Source organism: Amycolatopsis kentuckyensis, assembly GCF_002155975.1.
GTDB classification, from domain to species: Bacteria; Actinomycetota; Actinomycetes; order Mycobacteriales; family Pseudonocardiaceae; genus Amycolatopsis; species Amycolatopsis kentuckyensis.
In genome coordinates, this window is record NZ_MUMI01000484.1 from 1 (window position 1) to 16,336 (window position 16,336).

General features: G+C 71.7%; 17 protein-coding genes and 1 pseudogene. 12 read left to right on the top strand and 6 right to left on the bottom strand.

The genetic code is table 11. From position 1 onward, the window contains the following. Positions 1-67: 67 nt before the first annotated feature. Both CCN39_RS37710 and CCN39_RS37715 read right to left on the bottom strand, forming a co-directional pair. Positions 68-1,366, bottom strand: coding sequence for an Rv3212 family protein (locus CCN39_RS37710; RefSeq protein WP_208630572.1), 1,299 nt, complete (start codon positions 1,364-1,366; stop codon positions 68-70). A gap of 26 nt (positions 1,367-1,392) precedes the next feature. Next, on the bottom strand, positions 1,393-3,009 hold the full coding sequence (locus CCN39_RS37715) for a DEAD/DEAH box helicase (protein WP_208630573.1): 1,617 nt from the start codon (positions 3,007-3,009) through the stop codon (positions 1,393-1,395). A gap of 417 nt (positions 3,010-3,426) precedes the next feature. Between CCN39_RS37715 and CCN39_RS37720 the strand changes: the two genes are divergently transcribed. From CCN39_RS37720 to CCN39_RS37730, 3 genes are all read left to right on the top strand, one after another. Further along, positions 3,427-4,080 carry a ferritin-like fold-containing protein gene (locus CCN39_RS37720; protein WP_086850511.1) on the top strand — a complete coding sequence of 218 codons (654 nt, stop codon included), beginning with the start codon at positions 3,427-3,429 and terminating at the stop codon, positions 4,078-4,080. Between the two features lie 119 nt (positions 4,081-4,199). Continuing rightward, positions 4,200-4,430: a DUF3107 domain-containing protein gene (locus tag CCN39_RS37725; protein ID WP_043784361.1), complete on the top strand. Its 231-nt coding sequence runs from the start codon at positions 4,200-4,202 to the stop codon at positions 4,428-4,430. A 104-nt stretch (positions 4,431-4,534) separates the two neighbouring features. Continuing rightward, positions 4,535-4,984, top strand: a complete 450-nt coding sequence (locus CCN39_RS37730; RefSeq protein WP_167455301.1) for a pyridoxamine 5'-phosphate oxidase family protein — start codon at positions 4,535-4,537, stop codon at positions 4,982-4,984. Here CCN39_RS37730 and CCN39_RS37735 read toward each other — a convergent pair. Both CCN39_RS37735 and CCN39_RS37740 read right to left on the bottom strand, forming a co-directional pair. Next, positions 4,981-5,304, bottom strand: a complete 324-nt coding sequence (locus CCN39_RS37735) for a DUF4873 domain-containing protein (protein WP_086850513.1) — start codon at positions 5,302-5,304, stop codon at positions 4,981-4,983. The genes CCN39_RS37730 and CCN39_RS37735 overlap by 4 nt on opposite strands. Next, positions 5,301-6,071 carry a TetR/AcrR family transcriptional regulator gene (locus CCN39_RS37740; protein WP_086850515.1) on the bottom strand — a complete coding sequence of 257 codons (771 nt, stop codon included), beginning with the start codon at positions 6,069-6,071 and terminating at the stop codon, positions 5,301-5,303. Before CCN39_RS37740 ends, CCN39_RS37735 begins: the two co-directional genes overlap by 4 nt. Positions 6,072-6,126: 55 nt before the next feature. On the opposite strand from CCN39_RS37740, the gene CCN39_RS37745 reads away from it, so the two are divergent. Further along, the gene (locus CCN39_RS37745; protein WP_167455302.1) at positions 6,127-7,035 is read left to right on the top strand and encodes an AurF N-oxygenase family protein; all 909 of its coding nucleotides are present in this window, start codon (positions 6,127-6,129) and stop codon (positions 7,033-7,035) included. Beyond that, positions 7,032-7,925, top strand: coding sequence for an alpha/beta fold hydrolase (locus CCN39_RS37750; protein ID WP_086850519.1), 894 nt, complete (start codon positions 7,032-7,034; stop codon positions 7,923-7,925). Before CCN39_RS37745 ends, CCN39_RS37750 begins: the two co-directional genes overlap by 4 nt. A 99-nt stretch (positions 7,926-8,024) precedes the next feature. Here the strand turns inward: CCN39_RS37750 and CCN39_RS37755 are convergent, their stop codons facing one another. Continuing rightward, a complete protein-coding gene (locus CCN39_RS37755; RefSeq protein WP_086850521.1) occupies positions 8,025-8,651 on the bottom strand; it encodes a TetR/AcrR family transcriptional regulator in 627 nt (208 codons plus the stop codon). Between the two features lie 113 nt (positions 8,652-8,764). On the opposite strand from CCN39_RS37755, the gene CCN39_RS37760 reads away from it, so the two are divergent. Further along, a complete protein-coding gene (locus CCN39_RS37760) occupies positions 8,765-9,742 on the top strand; it encodes an alpha/beta fold hydrolase (protein ID WP_086850523.1) in 978 nt (325 codons plus the stop codon). Between the two features lie 81 nt (positions 9,743-9,823). Further along, the gene (locus CCN39_RS37765; RefSeq protein ID WP_086850526.1) at positions 9,824-10,969 is read left to right on the top strand and encodes a DUF3152 domain-containing protein; all 1,146 of its coding nucleotides are present in this window, start codon (positions 9,824-9,826) and stop codon (positions 10,967-10,969) included. 7 nt (positions 10,970-10,976) lie between these two features. On the opposite strand, the gene CCN39_RS37770 is transcribed toward CCN39_RS37765, so the two are convergent. Next, complete coding sequence (locus CCN39_RS37770; protein ID WP_086850527.1) at positions 10,977-11,852, bottom strand: LysR family transcriptional regulator; 876 nt, start codon at positions 11,850-11,852, stop codon at positions 10,977-10,979. Positions 11,853-11,928: 76 nt separating this feature from the next. Between CCN39_RS37770 and CCN39_RS37775 the strand changes: the two genes are divergently transcribed. The 5 genes and pseudogenes from CCN39_RS37775 to CCN39_RS37795 all read left to right on the top strand — a co-directional run. Then, a complete protein-coding gene (locus tag CCN39_RS37775; RefSeq protein ID WP_086850529.1) occupies positions 11,929-12,312 on the top strand; it encodes a hypothetical protein in 384 nt (127 codons plus the stop codon). Then, on the top strand, positions 12,305-13,849 hold the full coding sequence (locus tag CCN39_RS37780) for a multicopper oxidase family protein (protein ID WP_086850531.1): 1,545 nt from the start codon (positions 12,305-12,307) through the stop codon (positions 13,847-13,849). The genes CCN39_RS37775 and CCN39_RS37780 overlap by 8 nt, the downstream gene beginning before the upstream one ends. Before the next feature lie 225 nt (positions 13,850-14,074). Then, positions 14,075-14,926, top strand: coding sequence for a geranyl diphosphate 2-C-methyltransferase (locus tag CCN39_RS37785; protein ID WP_086850533.1), 852 nt, complete (start codon positions 14,075-14,077; stop codon positions 14,924-14,926). 10 nt (positions 14,927-14,936) lie between these two features. Next, entirely contained in the window at positions 14,937-16,043 is a 1,107-nt protein-coding gene (locus tag CCN39_RS37790) for a family 2 encapsulin nanocompartment cargo protein terpene cyclase (protein WP_086850534.1), read from the top strand. Positions 16,044-16,056: 13 nt separating this feature from the next. After that, positions 16,057-16,336: pseudogene (locus CCN39_RS37795) on the top strand (Crp/Fnr family transcriptional regulator); the annotation flags it as partial.

A 16,336-nucleotide genomic window follows, 5' to 3' on the forward strand; every position in this document is an offset into this window, starting at 1 on the left:
GAACTCGCGTGATTGGAGACGGAACTCGCGTGATGCGGGGCGGAACTCGCGGGGGCCGGGGTGAGGGTTACTTCAGGGCGGTGAGGGTGGGGCCGCGTTGCTCGAGCAGGACCGGGCCGGCCGCGGCCAACCGGACCACGCCCTGGTAGCCGCGGCGCTCGACGCCGACCGTGCGGATCGTGGAGCCGTCGTTCTCGTTCAGGACCGCCAGGCCGCCCTTGATCGGGACCACCAGTTGCTGCGCGAACGTCACTCCCGGGCCCGAAGCGCTGCTCAACGTCCAGCGCGGGGACAGGTCGTCGCGGGACAGGGCGACCAGCTTCGAGCCGCTGAACCAGTACATGTTCGCCGCCGTCTGGGTGGTTGCCTCGACACCCGACGGCGGGTCGGCCGCCAGGTCGCCGGCCGGAACGTCCAGCGGGTACGCCGCTCGCTGGGTTCCGTCGCCGTTGTAGATCACCAGGAGCTTCTGGTCCGGCAGCACCACCGCCGTCAGGTCGCCCGACATCGCGATCACGCGGGCGCGCTTGCCCGCCAGCACCGAACTGAAGCTGACCTGCGGCTCGTCGTCCTTCTCCGGCGCCGCCTTGTACACCGTCAGGCGGTCGGCCGGGTCGCCCGGGCAGCGCTCGATCACGCCGATCTTGCCCGCCGCCGCCGCGACCGTGCCGTACGTGCAGCCCGTCCGGGGCTGCTTGCCCGCGTTGACCAGCGCCGGGACCTGGCCGTACTCGGCGCTCTGCACCAGGTCGTCGCGCCAGGTCGTGAGGAGTTTCTTGCCCGTCGCGGTCACATGGGAGCCGTCGTCGACCAGCTGGGTGCCCAGCTCGGCGTTGCCGTTGCGCTGCGCCGTGATCCGGCCCGTGCCCGGGTCCAGCTGCGTGACTTCGCTGCAGCCCATCGATTTCGCGTAGACGGCGTTCAGCCGCCCCCACACCTGGTCCAGCGTGCACAACGGCAGGTCACGCGTGTAGTGCCAGCGGATCTGCCCGGTCAGCGGGTCGCGGGCGGCGACCTCGCCGCCGTTCGCGGTGGCCACCGACTCGCCGGCCACGACCGGGATCGGCGTCGCCCCGCTCGGGGCGCTCCAGATCTCGGAGAGGGATCCCGGGACCTTGTCCGGGACCGCGGGCAACGCCGGGGGCGGCGCCGCCTCGGTCCGGTCGGTGGCCGCGCTGTCGCTCGTCGCGCCGATGACCAGCGCGACGGCGAGCACGACGACCGCGATCAACGCGGCGGCCAGCCTGTCCCGCCCGCGGTTCCAAGGCGAACGACGCGCCTTGACCCGCGGGGCGGGCGGTGTGCTCTCGGGAGAGTCCTCGAGTACGTCCTCGGACCCGTAGTCCGCCTTCTCGACGTCGCTCACGTACCCGAACCCCCGATGGAGAAGCTTCAGTCTGCCGACGCAGGTGTATCAGACGTCGCGGCCGGGCGGCGACGGCGGCGCCGTCGAGCCGGGCGTTCGGCGTTCTCGCCGGCTTCCTTTTCGACGGCCGGGCCGGTCGCCTCCGGGGCGTTCCCGCTGCGGGTGCGGCGGCGGCTGCGGGTGCGGCCCTCCGAAGAAGCCGGAGCCTCTTCCGAAGCCGGCGAAGCAGCGGCCTTGTCCGAGGCCTCGATCGCCTCGGCCGCCCGCGAGCCGCCGCGGGTCCGCTTGCGCGGGGCGCGGGCGCGCTTGCGGGGCGCCTCTTCCGAGGACTCGGCGGACTCGGCGGTGCGGCCACGGCCACGGCCGCGCTTCTTGCCGCCCAGGTCCTCTTCCTCCTCGGCGGCCAGGCCCGCGCGGGTGCGGTTGGCCAGCGGCAGCCGGCCGCTCGTGCCCTCGGGGATGCCCAGGTCGGCGAACAGGTGCGGCGACGACGAGTACGTCTCCACCGGCTCCGGCTTGTCGAGGCCCAGCGTGTCCGAGATGAGCTTCCAGCGCGGCTCTTCGTCCCAGTCGACCAGGGTGACGGCGACGCCGGTCCGGCCCGCGCGGCCGGTGCGGCCGATGCGGTGGACGTAGGTCTTCTCGTCGTCCGGGCACTGGTAGTTGATCACGTGCGTGACGTCGTCGATGTCGATGCCGCGGGCGGCGACGTCGGTGGCGACCAGCACGTCGACCTTGCCGGAGCGGAACGCGCGCAGCGCCTGCTCGCGGGCGCCCTGACCGAGGTCACCGTGCACGGCGGCGGCCGCGAAGCCGCGCTCGACCAGGTCGTCGGCCACCTTCTGCGCGGTGCGCTTGGTGCGGCTGAAGATCATCGTGAGGCCGCGGCCCTCGGCCTGCAGCACCCGGGCGATGACCTCGGGCTTGTCCATCGAGTGCGCCCGGTAGACGAACTGGGTGGTGCGCTCGTGGATCGCGCTCGCGTCGTTCTCTTCGGCGCGGATGTGCGTCGGCTGGTTCAGGAACGTGCGGGCCAGCGTGATGATCGGGCCGGGCATGGTGGCCGAGAACAGCATGGTCTGCCGCTCGTCCGGCACCATCCGGAGGATGCGCTCGATGTCGGGCAGGAAGCCCAGGTCGAGCATCTCGTCGGCCTCGTCGAGCACCAGGCCGCGGACCTTGCCCAGCACCAGGTGCTGCTGCTCGGCCAGGTCGAGCAGGCGGCCCGGGGTGCCGATCACGACGTCGACGCCCTTGCGGAGCGCCTCGATCTGCGGCTCGTACGGGCGGCCGCCGTAGATGGCCAGCGTCCGGATGCCCAGGTGCTTGCCGGCGCCCTTGAGGTCGTTCGCGACCTGGATGCACAGCTCGCGGGTCGGCACCACGACCAGCACCTGCGGGGTGCCGTCGCCGGGGACCTGCACGCGGTGCAGCAGCGGGACGCCGAAGCCGAGGGTCTTGCCCATGCCGGTGCGGGCCTGGCCGATCAGGTCGTCGCCGGCCATGGCCAGCGGCAGGGTGAGCGCCTGGATGGCGAACGTCCGCTCGATGCCGGCCTCGCCGAGTGCCTTGACGATCTCGGGCTTGACGCCGAAGGACGCGAAGGTCGGGGCCTCGGGCTCGACCTCGACGCCCGCCTGCAGCGGGTGCGAGGTGTCGAGCGCGGCCGGGCCGGTCTCGCTGTGTTCCAGCGCGACGGCGGGGGGCTGTTCGGTTGTGGGAATTTCTGCGGTCAGGGTGATCGCCTCTCTCGTGACCAGCGCGCACAGCCGTGGGTCCGCTCGACACTCGACCGGGAGTAAACCCTGGTCCCTGGCGCTGGTCTGGCAGCGCGGAACCGGTCCGTCCCGGGAATGCCGGAAGAGGCGTGCACGCACATTGCGGTGCGTCGGCAAGCCACGTGACCTGCCTGTTTCCCGACGCCGGTATGGCGCACGGAAGCTTCGTTTTCAAAAGCAGTGTACCTGGTCAGCAGTTTTTCGACAGTACCCGGCGCGCCGGAGCCAGTGGGATCGGTCTCGTCCCGACACGCCCGGGTGCTTCGGCGATACCCTGCCCCCGTGACCGAGCCGAAAGAGATCTCCGAAGGCGTAGTCGACCTTCTGGGTGTGATCGCCTACCTCGAACTGTCCGCGTTCGACCGGCTGGCGGAGGACGCGCGCAGCGCGCCCACGCTGGCCGGCCGCGCCGCGCTGGCGACCATGGCGGCCGCCGAGATCGGTCACTACGGCCTGCTCGCCCAGCACCTGGCCGCCCAGGACGTGAAGATCGAAGACGCCATGGCGCCGTTCGTCGCCCAGGTCGACGCCTGGCACGCTTCGACGCCGCCGAAGTCGTACCTGGAGTCGCTGGTCAAGGCCTACGTCGGCGACGGGCTCGCCGCCGACCTCTACCGGGAGATCGCGAACTGGCTCGACCCGGAGACCAAGGACCTGGTGCTGACCGTGCTGGCCGACACCGGCCACTCGGCCTTCGCCGAACGCGAGGTCGCGGCCGGCATCGAGGCCGACCCCAAGACCCGTGACAAGCTCGCCCTGTGGGGCCGCCGCCTGCTCGGCGAGGCCCTGACCCAGGCCCAGTACGTCGTCGCCGAGCGCGACGGGCTGGCCGAGCTCATCATCAGCGGCTCGGGCGACCTCTCCGGAATTGCCGCGCTGTTCCGGCGGTTGCAACAGGGGCACACGAAGCGCATGCAGGCGCTCGGCCTGGGCTGAACCCGATGGAGTACCCGGAAGTGACGACGCGGTCGGGCGCGGAGATGCGCCACCGGAACGAGCCGGTTCGGTTAGCCTTGGCCGGCACATCCCTTACGAATTTCCAGCGGAGGTCCCACGTGGAGGTCAAGATCGGCATCAAGGACACGCCGCGCGAGCTGGTGGTGTCCAGTGGCCAGTCTCCCGATGAGGTGGAGAAGCTGGTCGCCGAGGCCCTGACGGCCGGTGACGGGCTCTTCCGCATCAACGACGAGAAGGGGCGCAAGTACATCGTCCCCTCCGACCGCATCGCGTACGTCGAGATCGCCCCGTCCGACGTCCGCAAGGTCGGCTTCGGCGTCGGCGACTGACCCGTCCCGAATGGGAAGGCTGCCCTCCGGGGCGGCCTTCCCGGTTTCACCGGATTGTGGTGTTTCGCTTGGAGTGTCGCTTTTCCGCCGCCTAGCTTCGCCCGGTGACCACTCTCGAACCGGCCGCCGTCGCGGACCTCGTGCGCAACACCCTCGCCGCGCACCCCTCGTTGTTCCTCGCCACCTCCGGCAGCGCCGGGCCCTGGGTCGGCGGGGTCTACTTCGCCGAAAGCGGCGAATTCACCCTGAACCTCGTGCTCGAGGACCGCGGCCGGACGCTGACCGCCATCCGCGAGAACCCGGTGGTCTCCGTCGTGGTTTCGACGGGCTCGCCGATGCAGCCGTTCCTGCAGGCCCAGGCGTTCGCCGAGGTCCTCGGCGGCGACGAGGACGCGCGGGTGCGCGAGCTGCTCGTCGCGAAAGTCCCGGAGGCGGCGGCCTTCCTGGCCGCGCCGGTCACGGCGGTCCGGCTGGCCGTGCGGAAGTGGCGGGCCACGGACATCGCGAACGGCGTGCTGCCCGGCGTCGAGCTGCCGGGCCCGCGGCTGCCCTAGGCGTTCAGCTCTTCCAGCGTCGTCGGGACGTGGAACGGCGGCGTGCTCGTCCCCGTGATCCGGTACCGGCCCCACGGGTCCGGATCGGAGAGTTCCCCGGTGGCCGAATGCGCGCCCGCCTGGATGGAAACGGCCTTCTTCTTGCCGCCCGCCAGGCGGGTCAGCTCCTCGTTCACCGCCACCCGGCCGTACCAGCGGTAATAGCCGTCGATCGGCTGGAAGTAGCCGCGCAGGTCGACCGTCGTCGTCAGCGAAACGCCGTCGACGACCAGGGTCGCCTCGCCGCGGTAGCCGTCTTCGTCGTGCTCGTGCTCGCTCATGAGGTTTCCTCCAGCGACTCCGGGGCGCGGCCCAGCTGGACCACCTTGTTGGCTTCCAGGGGCAGGTTCGGGTCGATGACCACGCCGTTCTGGCGGGTCAGCCCGTCGATGGCCGCCCAGATGATCTGCGTCAGGTACTCGACGACCGCGTCGCGGCTCATCGACCGGCGGTCCAGCCACCACTCGCCGGTGTTCTGGACCATGCCGACGATGCCGTGCGCCCACGGCTCGGCCGCGCCGGAGTCCATGTTGAACATCCGCATGTAGTCGCCGAGCAGCGCGGTCAGCGCCGTCGCGATCAGCTCCTTGTCCTCGGCCACGACGTCCGACGACACCGGCTTCTCCGGACGGCCGTGCGCGAGCAGCCGGTAGAGGTTCGGGTGCTCCTCGATCACGGTGAAGAACGCGTCGAGCGCCATCCGGATCCGCGGCACCGGCGCCAGCTCGGCGTTGATGGCCGGGATCAGCCGCTCGAAGAGGATTTCCGTGCCGCGCTGCCCGAGCGCCACGTACAGGTCGGCCTTGTCGTCGAAGTGCCGGTACAGCACCGGTTTCGTGACGCCCGCTTCCGCGGCGACGTCCTCCATGCCGAGGTCCGGGCCGTGCTCGTCCAGCGCCCGGAGCGCGGCCTCGACGAACTCCTTGCGCCGGGCGATCCGGTGCTTGCGCCAGCGGTCGCGCCGGGCGTCGCCGGTCGCTTCGTCGCCGCGGGAGGACTTGCCGGCCTGCTTGCCGGAGCGCTTGACACGTTCGATCACGAGAGTCATGCTACGCACAGGTAACTGTTACCTCAAGTTACACGTCGCGGAAGGGGTGTCGGCAATGACGCGGACGCTGAAGGAACCGGATCGCGAAAGGACCGCGGACCGCCTGCTGAAGTCGTCGGCGAACAAGTTCTACGACCCCGACGTCGACATCGACTGGACCGCGCCGCTGGTCGAGGGCAAGCGGTTCATCCTCGAAGAGCGCTCCTCGCTCTACGGCACGGAGCTGTGGGAGAAGCTGACTCCCGAGCAGCGCATCGAGCTGGGCAAACACGAGGTCGCGAGCGTCGCCACGACCGGTTTGTGGTTCGAGATCCTGCTGATGCAGATGCTTCTCAAGGAGGTCTACGAGCAGGACCCGACGTCCGCGCACGCCCAGTTCGCGCTCACCGAGATCGCCGACGAATGCCGGCACTCGACGATGTTCGCGCGGATGGCCTCGCGGATCGGCTGCCCCGCCTACGGCCCGGTGCCGTGGCTGCGGCGCCTCGCGAAGCTCATGCCGACCATCTCCTACGGCCCGGCGCGCTACGGCGCGATCCTGGTCGCCGAAGAGGTCCTGGACCGGCTGCAGCGCGAGCAGATGAACGACGAAGGCGTCCAGCCGCTGGTCCGGATGGTCAACCGGATCCACGTCCTCGAAGAGGCCCGGCACGTCACCTTCGCCCGCGAGGAAGTCACGCGCGGGATGGCGAAGCTGTCGAAGGCCGAGATCGGCTACCAGCAGTTCATCATCGCGGTCATCTCGTACTTCGTGACGCGCGCGTTCATCAACCCGGACGTCTACAAGGCGGTCGGCATCCGGCCGCGCGACGGTGTCGAAGCGGCCCTGAACAACCCGCACTGGCAGGGCACGATCGCGTGGGCGGGGGAGAAGATCATGCCGTTCCTCGAGGAGTCCGGCCTGGTCGGGCTGCCCGGGAAGTACTTCTGGCGCAAGTCGTTCCTGCTCCCGGCGGGCCGATGACGACCGTCCTCGCGCCCGGCCGGTTCGTCACGAGCGACGGCGCGGCGCTCCACGTTTCCCAGTCCGGGCCCGACAGCTCGGCGGTGACGCTGGTGCTCGTCCACGGCTGGACGCAGGACCACCGGACGTGGGACTTCGTGCTGCCGCACCTCGACCCGGGCGTGCGCGTGCTGCGCTACGACCTGCGCGGCCACGGCGGCTCGTCGCCGGCGCGGCCCGGCGGGGCCACGATCGCCCGGCTGGCCGACGACCTCGCCGAGCTGATCGCCGACCGCGTCCCGGACGGGCCGCTGGTATTGGCCGGGCACTCGATGGGCGGCATGACGCTGATGGTGCTCGCCGAACGGCACCCGGCGCTGGTCGCTTCCCGGCTGGCCGGGGCGGCGTTCGTGGCGACGTCGTCGGGGGACATGGACCAGCTGACGCTCGGGTTCCCGGGCCTGGTCGGCCGGAGCGTGACGCGCTTCGAGCCGCGGGTCGCCCAGCTGCTGGCGCGCCTGCGGTCGGACACGCTGCGGCTGCGGCCGGGACTGGTCCGGTCGGGGGCCCGGCGGCTGGTGTTCGGCGCCCGGCCGGGACGGGCGCAGGTGGACAGCGTCGTCGAGCAGTTGCTGTGCGCGCACCCGGCGAGCGCGGGGCTGTTCCTGGACGCGATCGCGGCCCACCGCGGGGTCGGCGGGCTGGGTGCGCTGTGCGACGTGCCGTCGGTGGTGCTGGCGGGGGAGAAGGACCGGCTGTGCCCGCTGCCGCACGCGAAGGTGATCGCGGACGAGCTGCCGCACGCGGAGTTCGTCCGGTTCCCCGGGGCGGGGCACATGCTGCCGCAGGAACGGCCGTACGAAGTGGCTCGCCGGATCAGCACCCTGGTCCGCGCTGCCGCCGCGCACTGAGCAGATGTACTAACTGGTGAGTCCGACTGAACTCACCAGTTAGTACATGTGGACTAACTGGATGGTACACACGGACTAACCGGATAGTCCGCAGCCGGATCAGCCGTCCTTGAGCGGGAAGCCGCCGCCGATGCCGCGCCAGGCCAGGTTGGCCGTCAGGGCCACCGCTTCCTCGCGGCTCATCGACTGGTGGTGGGCCAGCCAGAACCGCGCGCTGACCTGGCTCATCCCGACCAGCCCGACCGCCAGCAGCCGCGCCTTGTCCTCGTCGAGGCCCGCGTCCGCGGTGATCGTCTCGGTGATCGCGTCCACGCTCGCCGACGTCGCCCGGTCGACCGCTTCCTGGACCGCCGGCTCGCCGCGCAGGTCGGACTCGAACACCATCCGGAACGCCCCCGCGTCGTTGCTCACGAAGTCGAAGAACGCGCCGACCGTCGCCGGGACGCGCTGCTTGTTCTCCGTCGTCGAGTCGAGGGCGTTCTGGACGCGCTTGACCAGCTCGTCGACGTGGCTCTCCAGCAGCGCGATGTACAGGTCGAGCTTGCCGGGGAAGTGCTGGTACAGCACCGGCTTCGAGACGCCCGCGACCTCGGCGATCTCGTCCATCGCGGCGGCGTGGTAGCCGTTCTCGGCGAAGACCCGCTGCGCCGCGGCGAGGAGCTGGGCCCGGCGCTCGGTCCGGGGCAGCCGCACCCCACGTTGCTGCAGCCGCGTCATCTCCGTCATGCTCATCCTCCCGTCTTTGTTTCTTCGACGGGCGGGGTCGCCACCGCGTGAAGTCGCCCTGAAGATTACTCGCCGGTACGTGTGCCGCGCCAAGGGTCGGGCATTCTGGACCCGTGAACACCCCCGTGCGGGCCCGGCCGCCACTGACCCACGTGCCGCTCTCGAGCAGGGCCCTGCCGTCGCTCGACCCGGTCCCGCCGCCCTGGCCGGCGGCGTTCGAAGAGGTCGGCACCGCCCGCCTCCACGTCCGCCGCACGCCGGGCCCGGACGGCGTCCCCGCGGTGTACGTCCACGGCCTCGGCGGCTCGTCGACGAACTGGACCGACCTGGCCGCGCTGCTCGCGCCGGTCGCCGGCGGTTCCGCCCTCGACCTGCCCGGGTTCGGCTACTCGGAGCCCGAAACGGGCTTCGACTTCACGCTCCAGGCCCACGCCGACGTCGTGGTGAAGCACATCGAGGCCGTCGGCGCGCCGGTGCACCTGTTCGGCAACTCGATGGGCGGCGCGATCGCCCTGCTGGTCGCGGCGCAGAGGCCGGAGCTGGTCAAGACGCTGACGCTCGTTTCGCCGGCGGTCCCCGACCTGCGCCTCGACCCGCGGCGGCTGTCCGACCCGCGGATGGCGTTCGCCTACCTGCCGCTGGTCGGCGCGCGCGTGCGGGCCCAGCTGGCCGCGCTCGGGCCGCGGGAACGCGCCGCGCAGGTCATCAAGCTGTGCTTCGCCGACCCGTCGCGGTTCCCCGAGAGCCGGCTCGACGAGCTGACCGAGGAACACGGCGCCCGCGCCGGGTTCGCCTGGGCCGCGCCCGCGATGGCGCGCAGCACGTTCGCGATCTTCCGGGCGTGGTCGACGCGGGGGAAGGCGTCGCTGTGGTCGGTCGCGCCGCTCGTCAAGGCGCCGACGCTGGTCGTCTGGGGCCGGGAGGACCGCGTCATCTCGGTGAAACGCGCCGTGCGGACCGCCCGGGCGATCCCGCGGGCCCGGCTGCTCGTGCTCCCGCGCACCGGGCACGTGGCGCAGATGGAACGCCCGGTCGTCGTCGCGAAGGCCGTGCTGGGCATGTGGGAGCACGTCGAAGCGGGCACCTGGTAGCCCGATCGGGCGGTGGCGAGTTCACTCGATGATCCGCCAGTCGGCGAGAGCGGTGCCTCGCCGCTGTGGCACTCTGGTGCGGTGGACCGGGTGAAGCAGGACGCGCGAGGCGAAGATCGGCGCACGCCCCACCGCGCGTCGGCCCGCCGGACGCCGGACGCCGAGGACCACCCCCGCACCGGGCAGTACCGCCCCTCGAAAGCCCAGCGCGCCGAGGACGACCGCTACCGCCCGGGCAGCCGGCGGACCAGCGCCGAGCCGCTGAGCGCCTCCTGGAAGCCGCACGTGGACGCCCCGCGGGAGAAGCCGGCCGAGGCGGCCTCGAAGGCGGGCATCTCGAAGCTGACGAAGACCTACGGCTGGCGCGTTTACGCCCTGCCGATCCTGGTGGTGCTGACCGTGCTCGTCGTGGTCAACACGGCCAACAGCCCGGCCCAGCCGATCGCCGAGCAGGGCACCGGCGCCTCCGCGCCCGGCGTCGAGTCGGCGGGCGGCGACTCCTCAGGCGGCGCGATCGACGGCAACGGCGAGCAGGCCATCCCGGAGAACCCGGCCACCCCGGTCGACCTCAAGGTGCCGACCGCGGACCTGCCGGACGGCATCCCGTTCACCCAGGCCGGCGCGGGCAAGTGGCACGTCGTCCCGGGCAGCGGCCCGAAGATCGGCAACGGGAAGCTGTACACCTACACCGTCGAGGTCGAGGACGGGATCGACCAGGCGAGCTACGCCGGTGACGACGCCTTCGCCACCGCCGTCCAGGGCACGCTGTCGAACCCGATCCAGGGCTGGACCTGGGACGGCAAGATCGCGTTCCAGCGGGTGGACGCCAATTTCCCGAACCCGTCCTTCAGGGTGAGCCTGACCACGCCGGAGACCACCCACCGGCCGGACGCCTGCGGGTTCCAGATCAAGTTCGAGGCCTCCTGCTACCGCAAGAGCCTCGGCCGGGTGCTGATCAACCTGGCCCGCTGGGTGCGCGGCGCCAAGGCGTACGGCGCGGACATGACCGGGTACCGGCAGTACGCCATCAACCACGAGGTCGGGCACGCCCTGGGCAACCAGCACGTCGGCTGCCCCGCGCCCGGCGCGCCGGCGCCGGTGATGATGCAGCAGACCTTCGGGCTCTCCAACACCTACCTGGCGAACCTCAACCGCGCCGAACCCGGTGCCGCCACGAAAGTCCGGCCCGACGGGGCCGTCTGCCGCCCGAACCCCTGGCCGCGCTGAACCGGGGTCACGCCGGAGGGTCCCACGCCCACCCGGTGAGCGTGTCGCGCATCAGCCGGGCCGCGGCGGGCAGGCGGTCGCCCGCGGCCCAGAACAGCGTGATCGTGCGCCGGCAGTCCGGGCTGTCCACCGGGATCCAGGCGACCGGCACCTGCGCGGCGACGCGACGGGCCATCGCCGGGTTGAGCCCGATGCCCATCCCGGCGCTGATGAGTTCCTGGATGGCACCGGGTTCGTCGCCTTCGAAGACGATCTTCGGCGTCAGGTCGCGGGCCGCGAAGAGCCGGTCGAGCAGCCGCCGGTGCCAGTGCCCGCGCCGGGCGGTGACGAACGGCTCGCCGGCGAGGTCTTCGACGCGGACCGACGTGCGGTCCGCCAGCCGGTGCCCGAGGGGGGTGGCCACCAGCACCGGCTCGTCGAGCAGCTGCACCCCGGTCAGCCCCTCGTCGGGAATCGGTTGCGACGCCACGCACAGGTCGATCTCCTGGGCCCGCAGGGCGCGCGCCATCGCGTCGGCGGACAGCTGGTGCAGTTCGACCTCGACGTCCGGGTGGGCTCGTTTGAACGCGGCGAGCGGCCGGGTCAGGGTGAGGAAGGTTTCCGACGCCAGCCGCACCGTGCCGAAGCCCTCCGCGTCGGCGACCGCACGCCGCCCCGCGTCGAGTTCGCCGAGGGCGCGTTCGACGTAGCCGCGGAAGAGCTTTCCCGCGTCGTTGAGCCGGAGCCGGCCGGCCCGGTCGAACAACGGCGTGCCGAGCTCGTTCTCCAGCCGCGCGATGGTGCGGCTCAGCGACGGCTGGGCGACGCGCAGCTCTTCGGCCGCGCGGCTCAGGTGCTCCAGCCGGGCCACCACGAGGAACTGCCGCAGCGTCCCCAGGTCCACGTCATGCCTCCCCCGTCATAACGGCATAGCGATATTGATCTTAGACACAATGCCTTCACGGTCATAGCTTCGGAGCGTGGAAAGAACCGGGAAATCGAACTGGACGCTGCGGGTCGCGGCGGGTGCGCACCTGGTGGCGATCGCCGGCCAGCCGGTGTTCGCCGGGGTGTACCTGAGCGGCGACTACGACGGCCTGCGCCTGCACGCGGCCGGGGCCGACGTCGTCACGTCCCTCGGCTACCTGCAGCTGATCGTCGCGATCGTGGTCTGGGTCCGGCTGCGGCGGGCGTGGCCGTTCCTCGCCACGGCGGCGGTGGCGGCCGCGGAGACGGTCCAGTACTTCGCCGGGCTGGACGGCGCTCTGTGGCTGCACCTCCCGCTGGGCGTGCTGACCGTCGCGGGTCTCGTCACGCTGGTCGTCGCGTTGTGGCGCCGTCCCCTGGAGGCCGTCGATGCGTGAACTGAACCGGCGCCAGGTGCTGCGCCTCGGCAGCGCCTTCGGCCTGCTGACCGCCGCCGGGCTGTCCACCGCGGCCGCACTGTCCCGGCGCCCGGCGCTCACCGGCGCCGAACTCCGCAGCGCTGTGCCGCTGCCACCGCCGTTCCAGGTGCCGCTGCCCCTGCCGCGGGTGCTGCAACCGGTGGCGCCCGGGCGCTACGAGATCACCCAGCGCGTCGCGGACATCGAGATCCTGCCCGGGATCCGGACGCCGATGTGGACCTACGACGGCACGTTCCCGGGCCCGACGATCGAGTCGCGCCGGAGCCGGCCGATCACCGTGACCCACCGCAACGAGCTGCCCGTGCCGACCGTGGTGCACCTGCACGGCGGGCGGACGCCGGCGGACTCCGACGGCTACCCGACCGACCTGGTGCTGCCCGCGGGCTGGACGGCCGGGCACCACGCGATGCCCGACCCGCGGGCCGTGCGGACGCATCTCACCCGCAGCTACACGTTCCCGCTCGAGCAGCGGCCGACGCTGCTCTGGTACCACGACCACCGGATGGACTTCACGGCTCCGGCGCTCTGGCGCGGTCTCGCCGGGCTGCACATCGTGCGCGACGACGCCGAAGAAGCGCTCGGCCTTCCGTCGGGACCACGGGAACTGCCGCTGCTGATCGCCGACCGCGCGTTCGCCGCCGACGGCAGCCTCGACTACCCGTCGGTGGACGGCACACTGCGGGACCGGCCGGGGGTGCGGGAGAGCTTCCTGGGCGGGGTGCTCGGCGACGTGATCCTCGTCAACGGCGCGCCGTGGCCGGTCCACGAGGCCGACGCGGCCCGGTACCGGCTGCGGATCCTCAACGCGTCGAACGCCCGCCACTACGAACTCGAGGCGGTCACCGAGGACGGGCAGCGGCTCCCGCTCGTCCAGATCGGCGCCGACCAGGGGCTCCTCGCCGCACCGGTCACCCATGCGGCCCTGCCGGTCGGGCCGGCCGAACGCTACGACGTCGTCGTCGACTTCGCGGGCGTCCGGGCCGGCGGCCTCGTTCGCCTGCGCAACCGGCTCGGCTCCGGGCGCACCGCCGAGGTGATGGCCTTCCGGGTCGCGCGCCGGGTTCGGGACGACAGTCGTGTTCCCGCGGTGCTGTCGGCAGACCTGCCGTCGTGGGACCGGCCCGCCCGGGTCCGCGACTTCTCCTTCCGCGCCGGGCAACTGGACCACGGACGCGGCTGGCTGATCGACGGGCGGCCGTTCGACCCGGCCCGCACGGACGTCACCGTCGCCCTCGGCGACGTCGAGGTGTGGCGGCTCGTGGCCGACGTCCACCACCCGGTTCACCTGCACCTGGCGGGTTTCCGCGTGCTTTCGCGCGGCGGCCGGCCACCGTTGCCGCACGACGCCGGGCTCAAGGACACCGTTTCGCTGCGCCCGGGCGAAGCGGCGGAGATCGTCACCCGCTTCGACGGCTACCGCGGGCGGTACCTCTTCCACTGCCACAACGCCGAACACGAGGACATGGGCATGATGGCGAACCTCGAAATCACCTGACACGGGCTGTCGCGCTTCATCACCCGGTCGTGGCGAGGGTGATCTCCAACGGGGGTCGGCACACCGGTCCCGGCCACCTGCGGCGCGGACCCCGCTGGGCCGGACGGGCAACGACCGCGAAACCCGAGTGAATCTTCTTGTCCCTGCGAAACTCCCGCCACTAGCGTCTGTCACAAGGGAACCGGATCCCTTTCCTGCCAAGGAAACGACCGAGGAGTTCAATCGATGACCGCTCTCGAGAAGCCCGTGACCCGCACCGCGTACCAGCAGTCGGTCGCCGACTACTGGAACGCGGAAAAGGATCCGGTGAACCTTCGGCTGGGCGACGTCGACGGCCTCTACCACCACCACTACGGCCTCGGCGACTACGACCCGGCCGTGCTCGACACCCCGGCCGCCACCCGCGACGAGGCGATCATCGCGGAGATGCACCGGCTCGAGACCGCGCAGGCGGACGTCCTCCTCGACCACCTGGGCCCGATCACGCCGGAGGACCGGCTGCTCGACGCCGGCTGCGGCCGCGGCGGCACGAGCGTCATGGCCCACCTCCGGTTCGGCTGCCAGGTCGACGGCATCTCCATTTCGGAGCAGCAGGTCGGGTTCGCCAACGCGCACGTCCGGCAGCGCGGGATCGACGGCTCGGTGCGCTACCACCTGCGGAACATGCTCGACACCGGGTTCGAATCCGGGGCGTTCCAGGGCATCTGGAACAACGAGAGCACGATGTACGTGGACCTGAACGACCTGTTCGCCGAGCACGCGCGGCAGCTCAAGCCCGGCGGCCGGTACGTGACGATCACCGGGTGCTACAACGACGTCACGGGCGGCCGGTCGCGGGCGGTGAGCCAGATCGACCAGCACTACATCTGCAACATCCACGCCCGCGGCGACTACTTCAAGGCGCTGTCCGCCAACGGGTTCGTGCCGATCAACGTCGTCGACCTGACCGCGGCGACGATCCCCTACTGGGAGCTGCGGGAGAAGTCCTCGGTCGCCACCGGCGTCGAGAAGCCGTTCCTGACCGCCTACCGCGAGGGCAGTTTCCACTACCTGCTGATCGCCGCCGACCGCGTCTGAGGCGGGCGGGGTGACCGGGGAGAGCACCACTTGTCCACAGTGGACCGCAGCCGGGCTGCCGGCGGCACCGTTCGGGCTCGGGACGTCGGCGGCGCGGATCGCGACCCAGTTCGCGCCGTCGCCCGGGCAGGACCCGGCGTACGCGTACCTGCCGTGGGGTGACGGCAGCGCGCCGCCGCTGTACTGCCCGGTCCAGGGCCGCGTCGACGACGGCCTGGCCGCCGAGGTCGACCGGCGGCTGGTCGCCTGGGCGGCGGACTGCGGGTTCACCGGCAAGGGCCTGGAGCAGATCGCCGGCGCCGGGTTCGGCCGGCTGGCGATGCTGGCCCACACCGACTGCGACGACCCGGACAGGCTGCTCGTCGCGGCGCAGCTCAACGCGGTCTGGTGGGCGGCCGACGACTACTACGCCGACGACAGCACGCTCGGCGCGGCGCCCACCGAGCTCCCGCCGCGGCTGGCGCTGGTCATGGCGGCCATGGACCCGGTCGCCCCGGCCGGGGAGTTCACGACTCCGCTGGAAGAGGCGTTGCGCAGCGACCCGATCCTCGTCGGGCTGCACTCGGCGATCGGGCACCTGGGCCGGCACGGTTCCCCCGTGCTCGTGCAGCGGGTCTGCTACGCGACCTTCTCGATGTTCGTCAGCTGGGACGCCTACGCGGCGTGGCGCCACACCGGGCGTTACCCACCGGCGTGGGAGTACCTGGCGGCCCGCCAGCACGACAGCTTCTACACGTCGATGACCCTCGTCGACGCCGTCGGCGGCTACGAGCTGGCCGCCCCGTTCTACTACGACCCGCGGGTGCGCGAGGCGATGATGCGGGCCGGGACGGCCTCGGTGCTGGTCAACGACCTGCACTCGGTGGCCAAGGACGCGGCCGACGAGAAACCGGTCTGCAACATGGTGCTGCAGATCGCCGCCGACCGGGGCTGCCCGGTCGAGGAGGCGGTGGCAGCCACCGTCGAACTGCACAACAAGATCGTCCACGAGTTCGAGGACGGCCACCGGGAGCTGCTGGCCGTGCCGTCGCCGGAGCTGCAGCGGTTCCTCGTGGGTGTCCGTTCCTGGATGGGCGGCGGCTTCACCTGGCACGCCACCAATCCCCGCTACCAGTGATCGAGGTTGAGTTGTGACTGTCACCGACCCGGTGGAATCCGAGCAGGCACCGTCGAGCCTGGGACGGGCGGCGGCCCGGACCCTGGCCACGACGACCAAGTCGGTCCCGCAGATGCAGGGCATCTCCTCCCGCTGGCTGCTCAAACTGCTGCCCTGGGTCGAAGTCGCCGCCGGCTCCTACCGCGTCAACCGCCGCCTCTCCTACGCCGTCGGAGACGGCCGCGTCACCTTCACCACCACCGGCACCCAAGTCCGCGTCATCCCCCCCGAACTCGGCGAACTCGCCCCCCTGC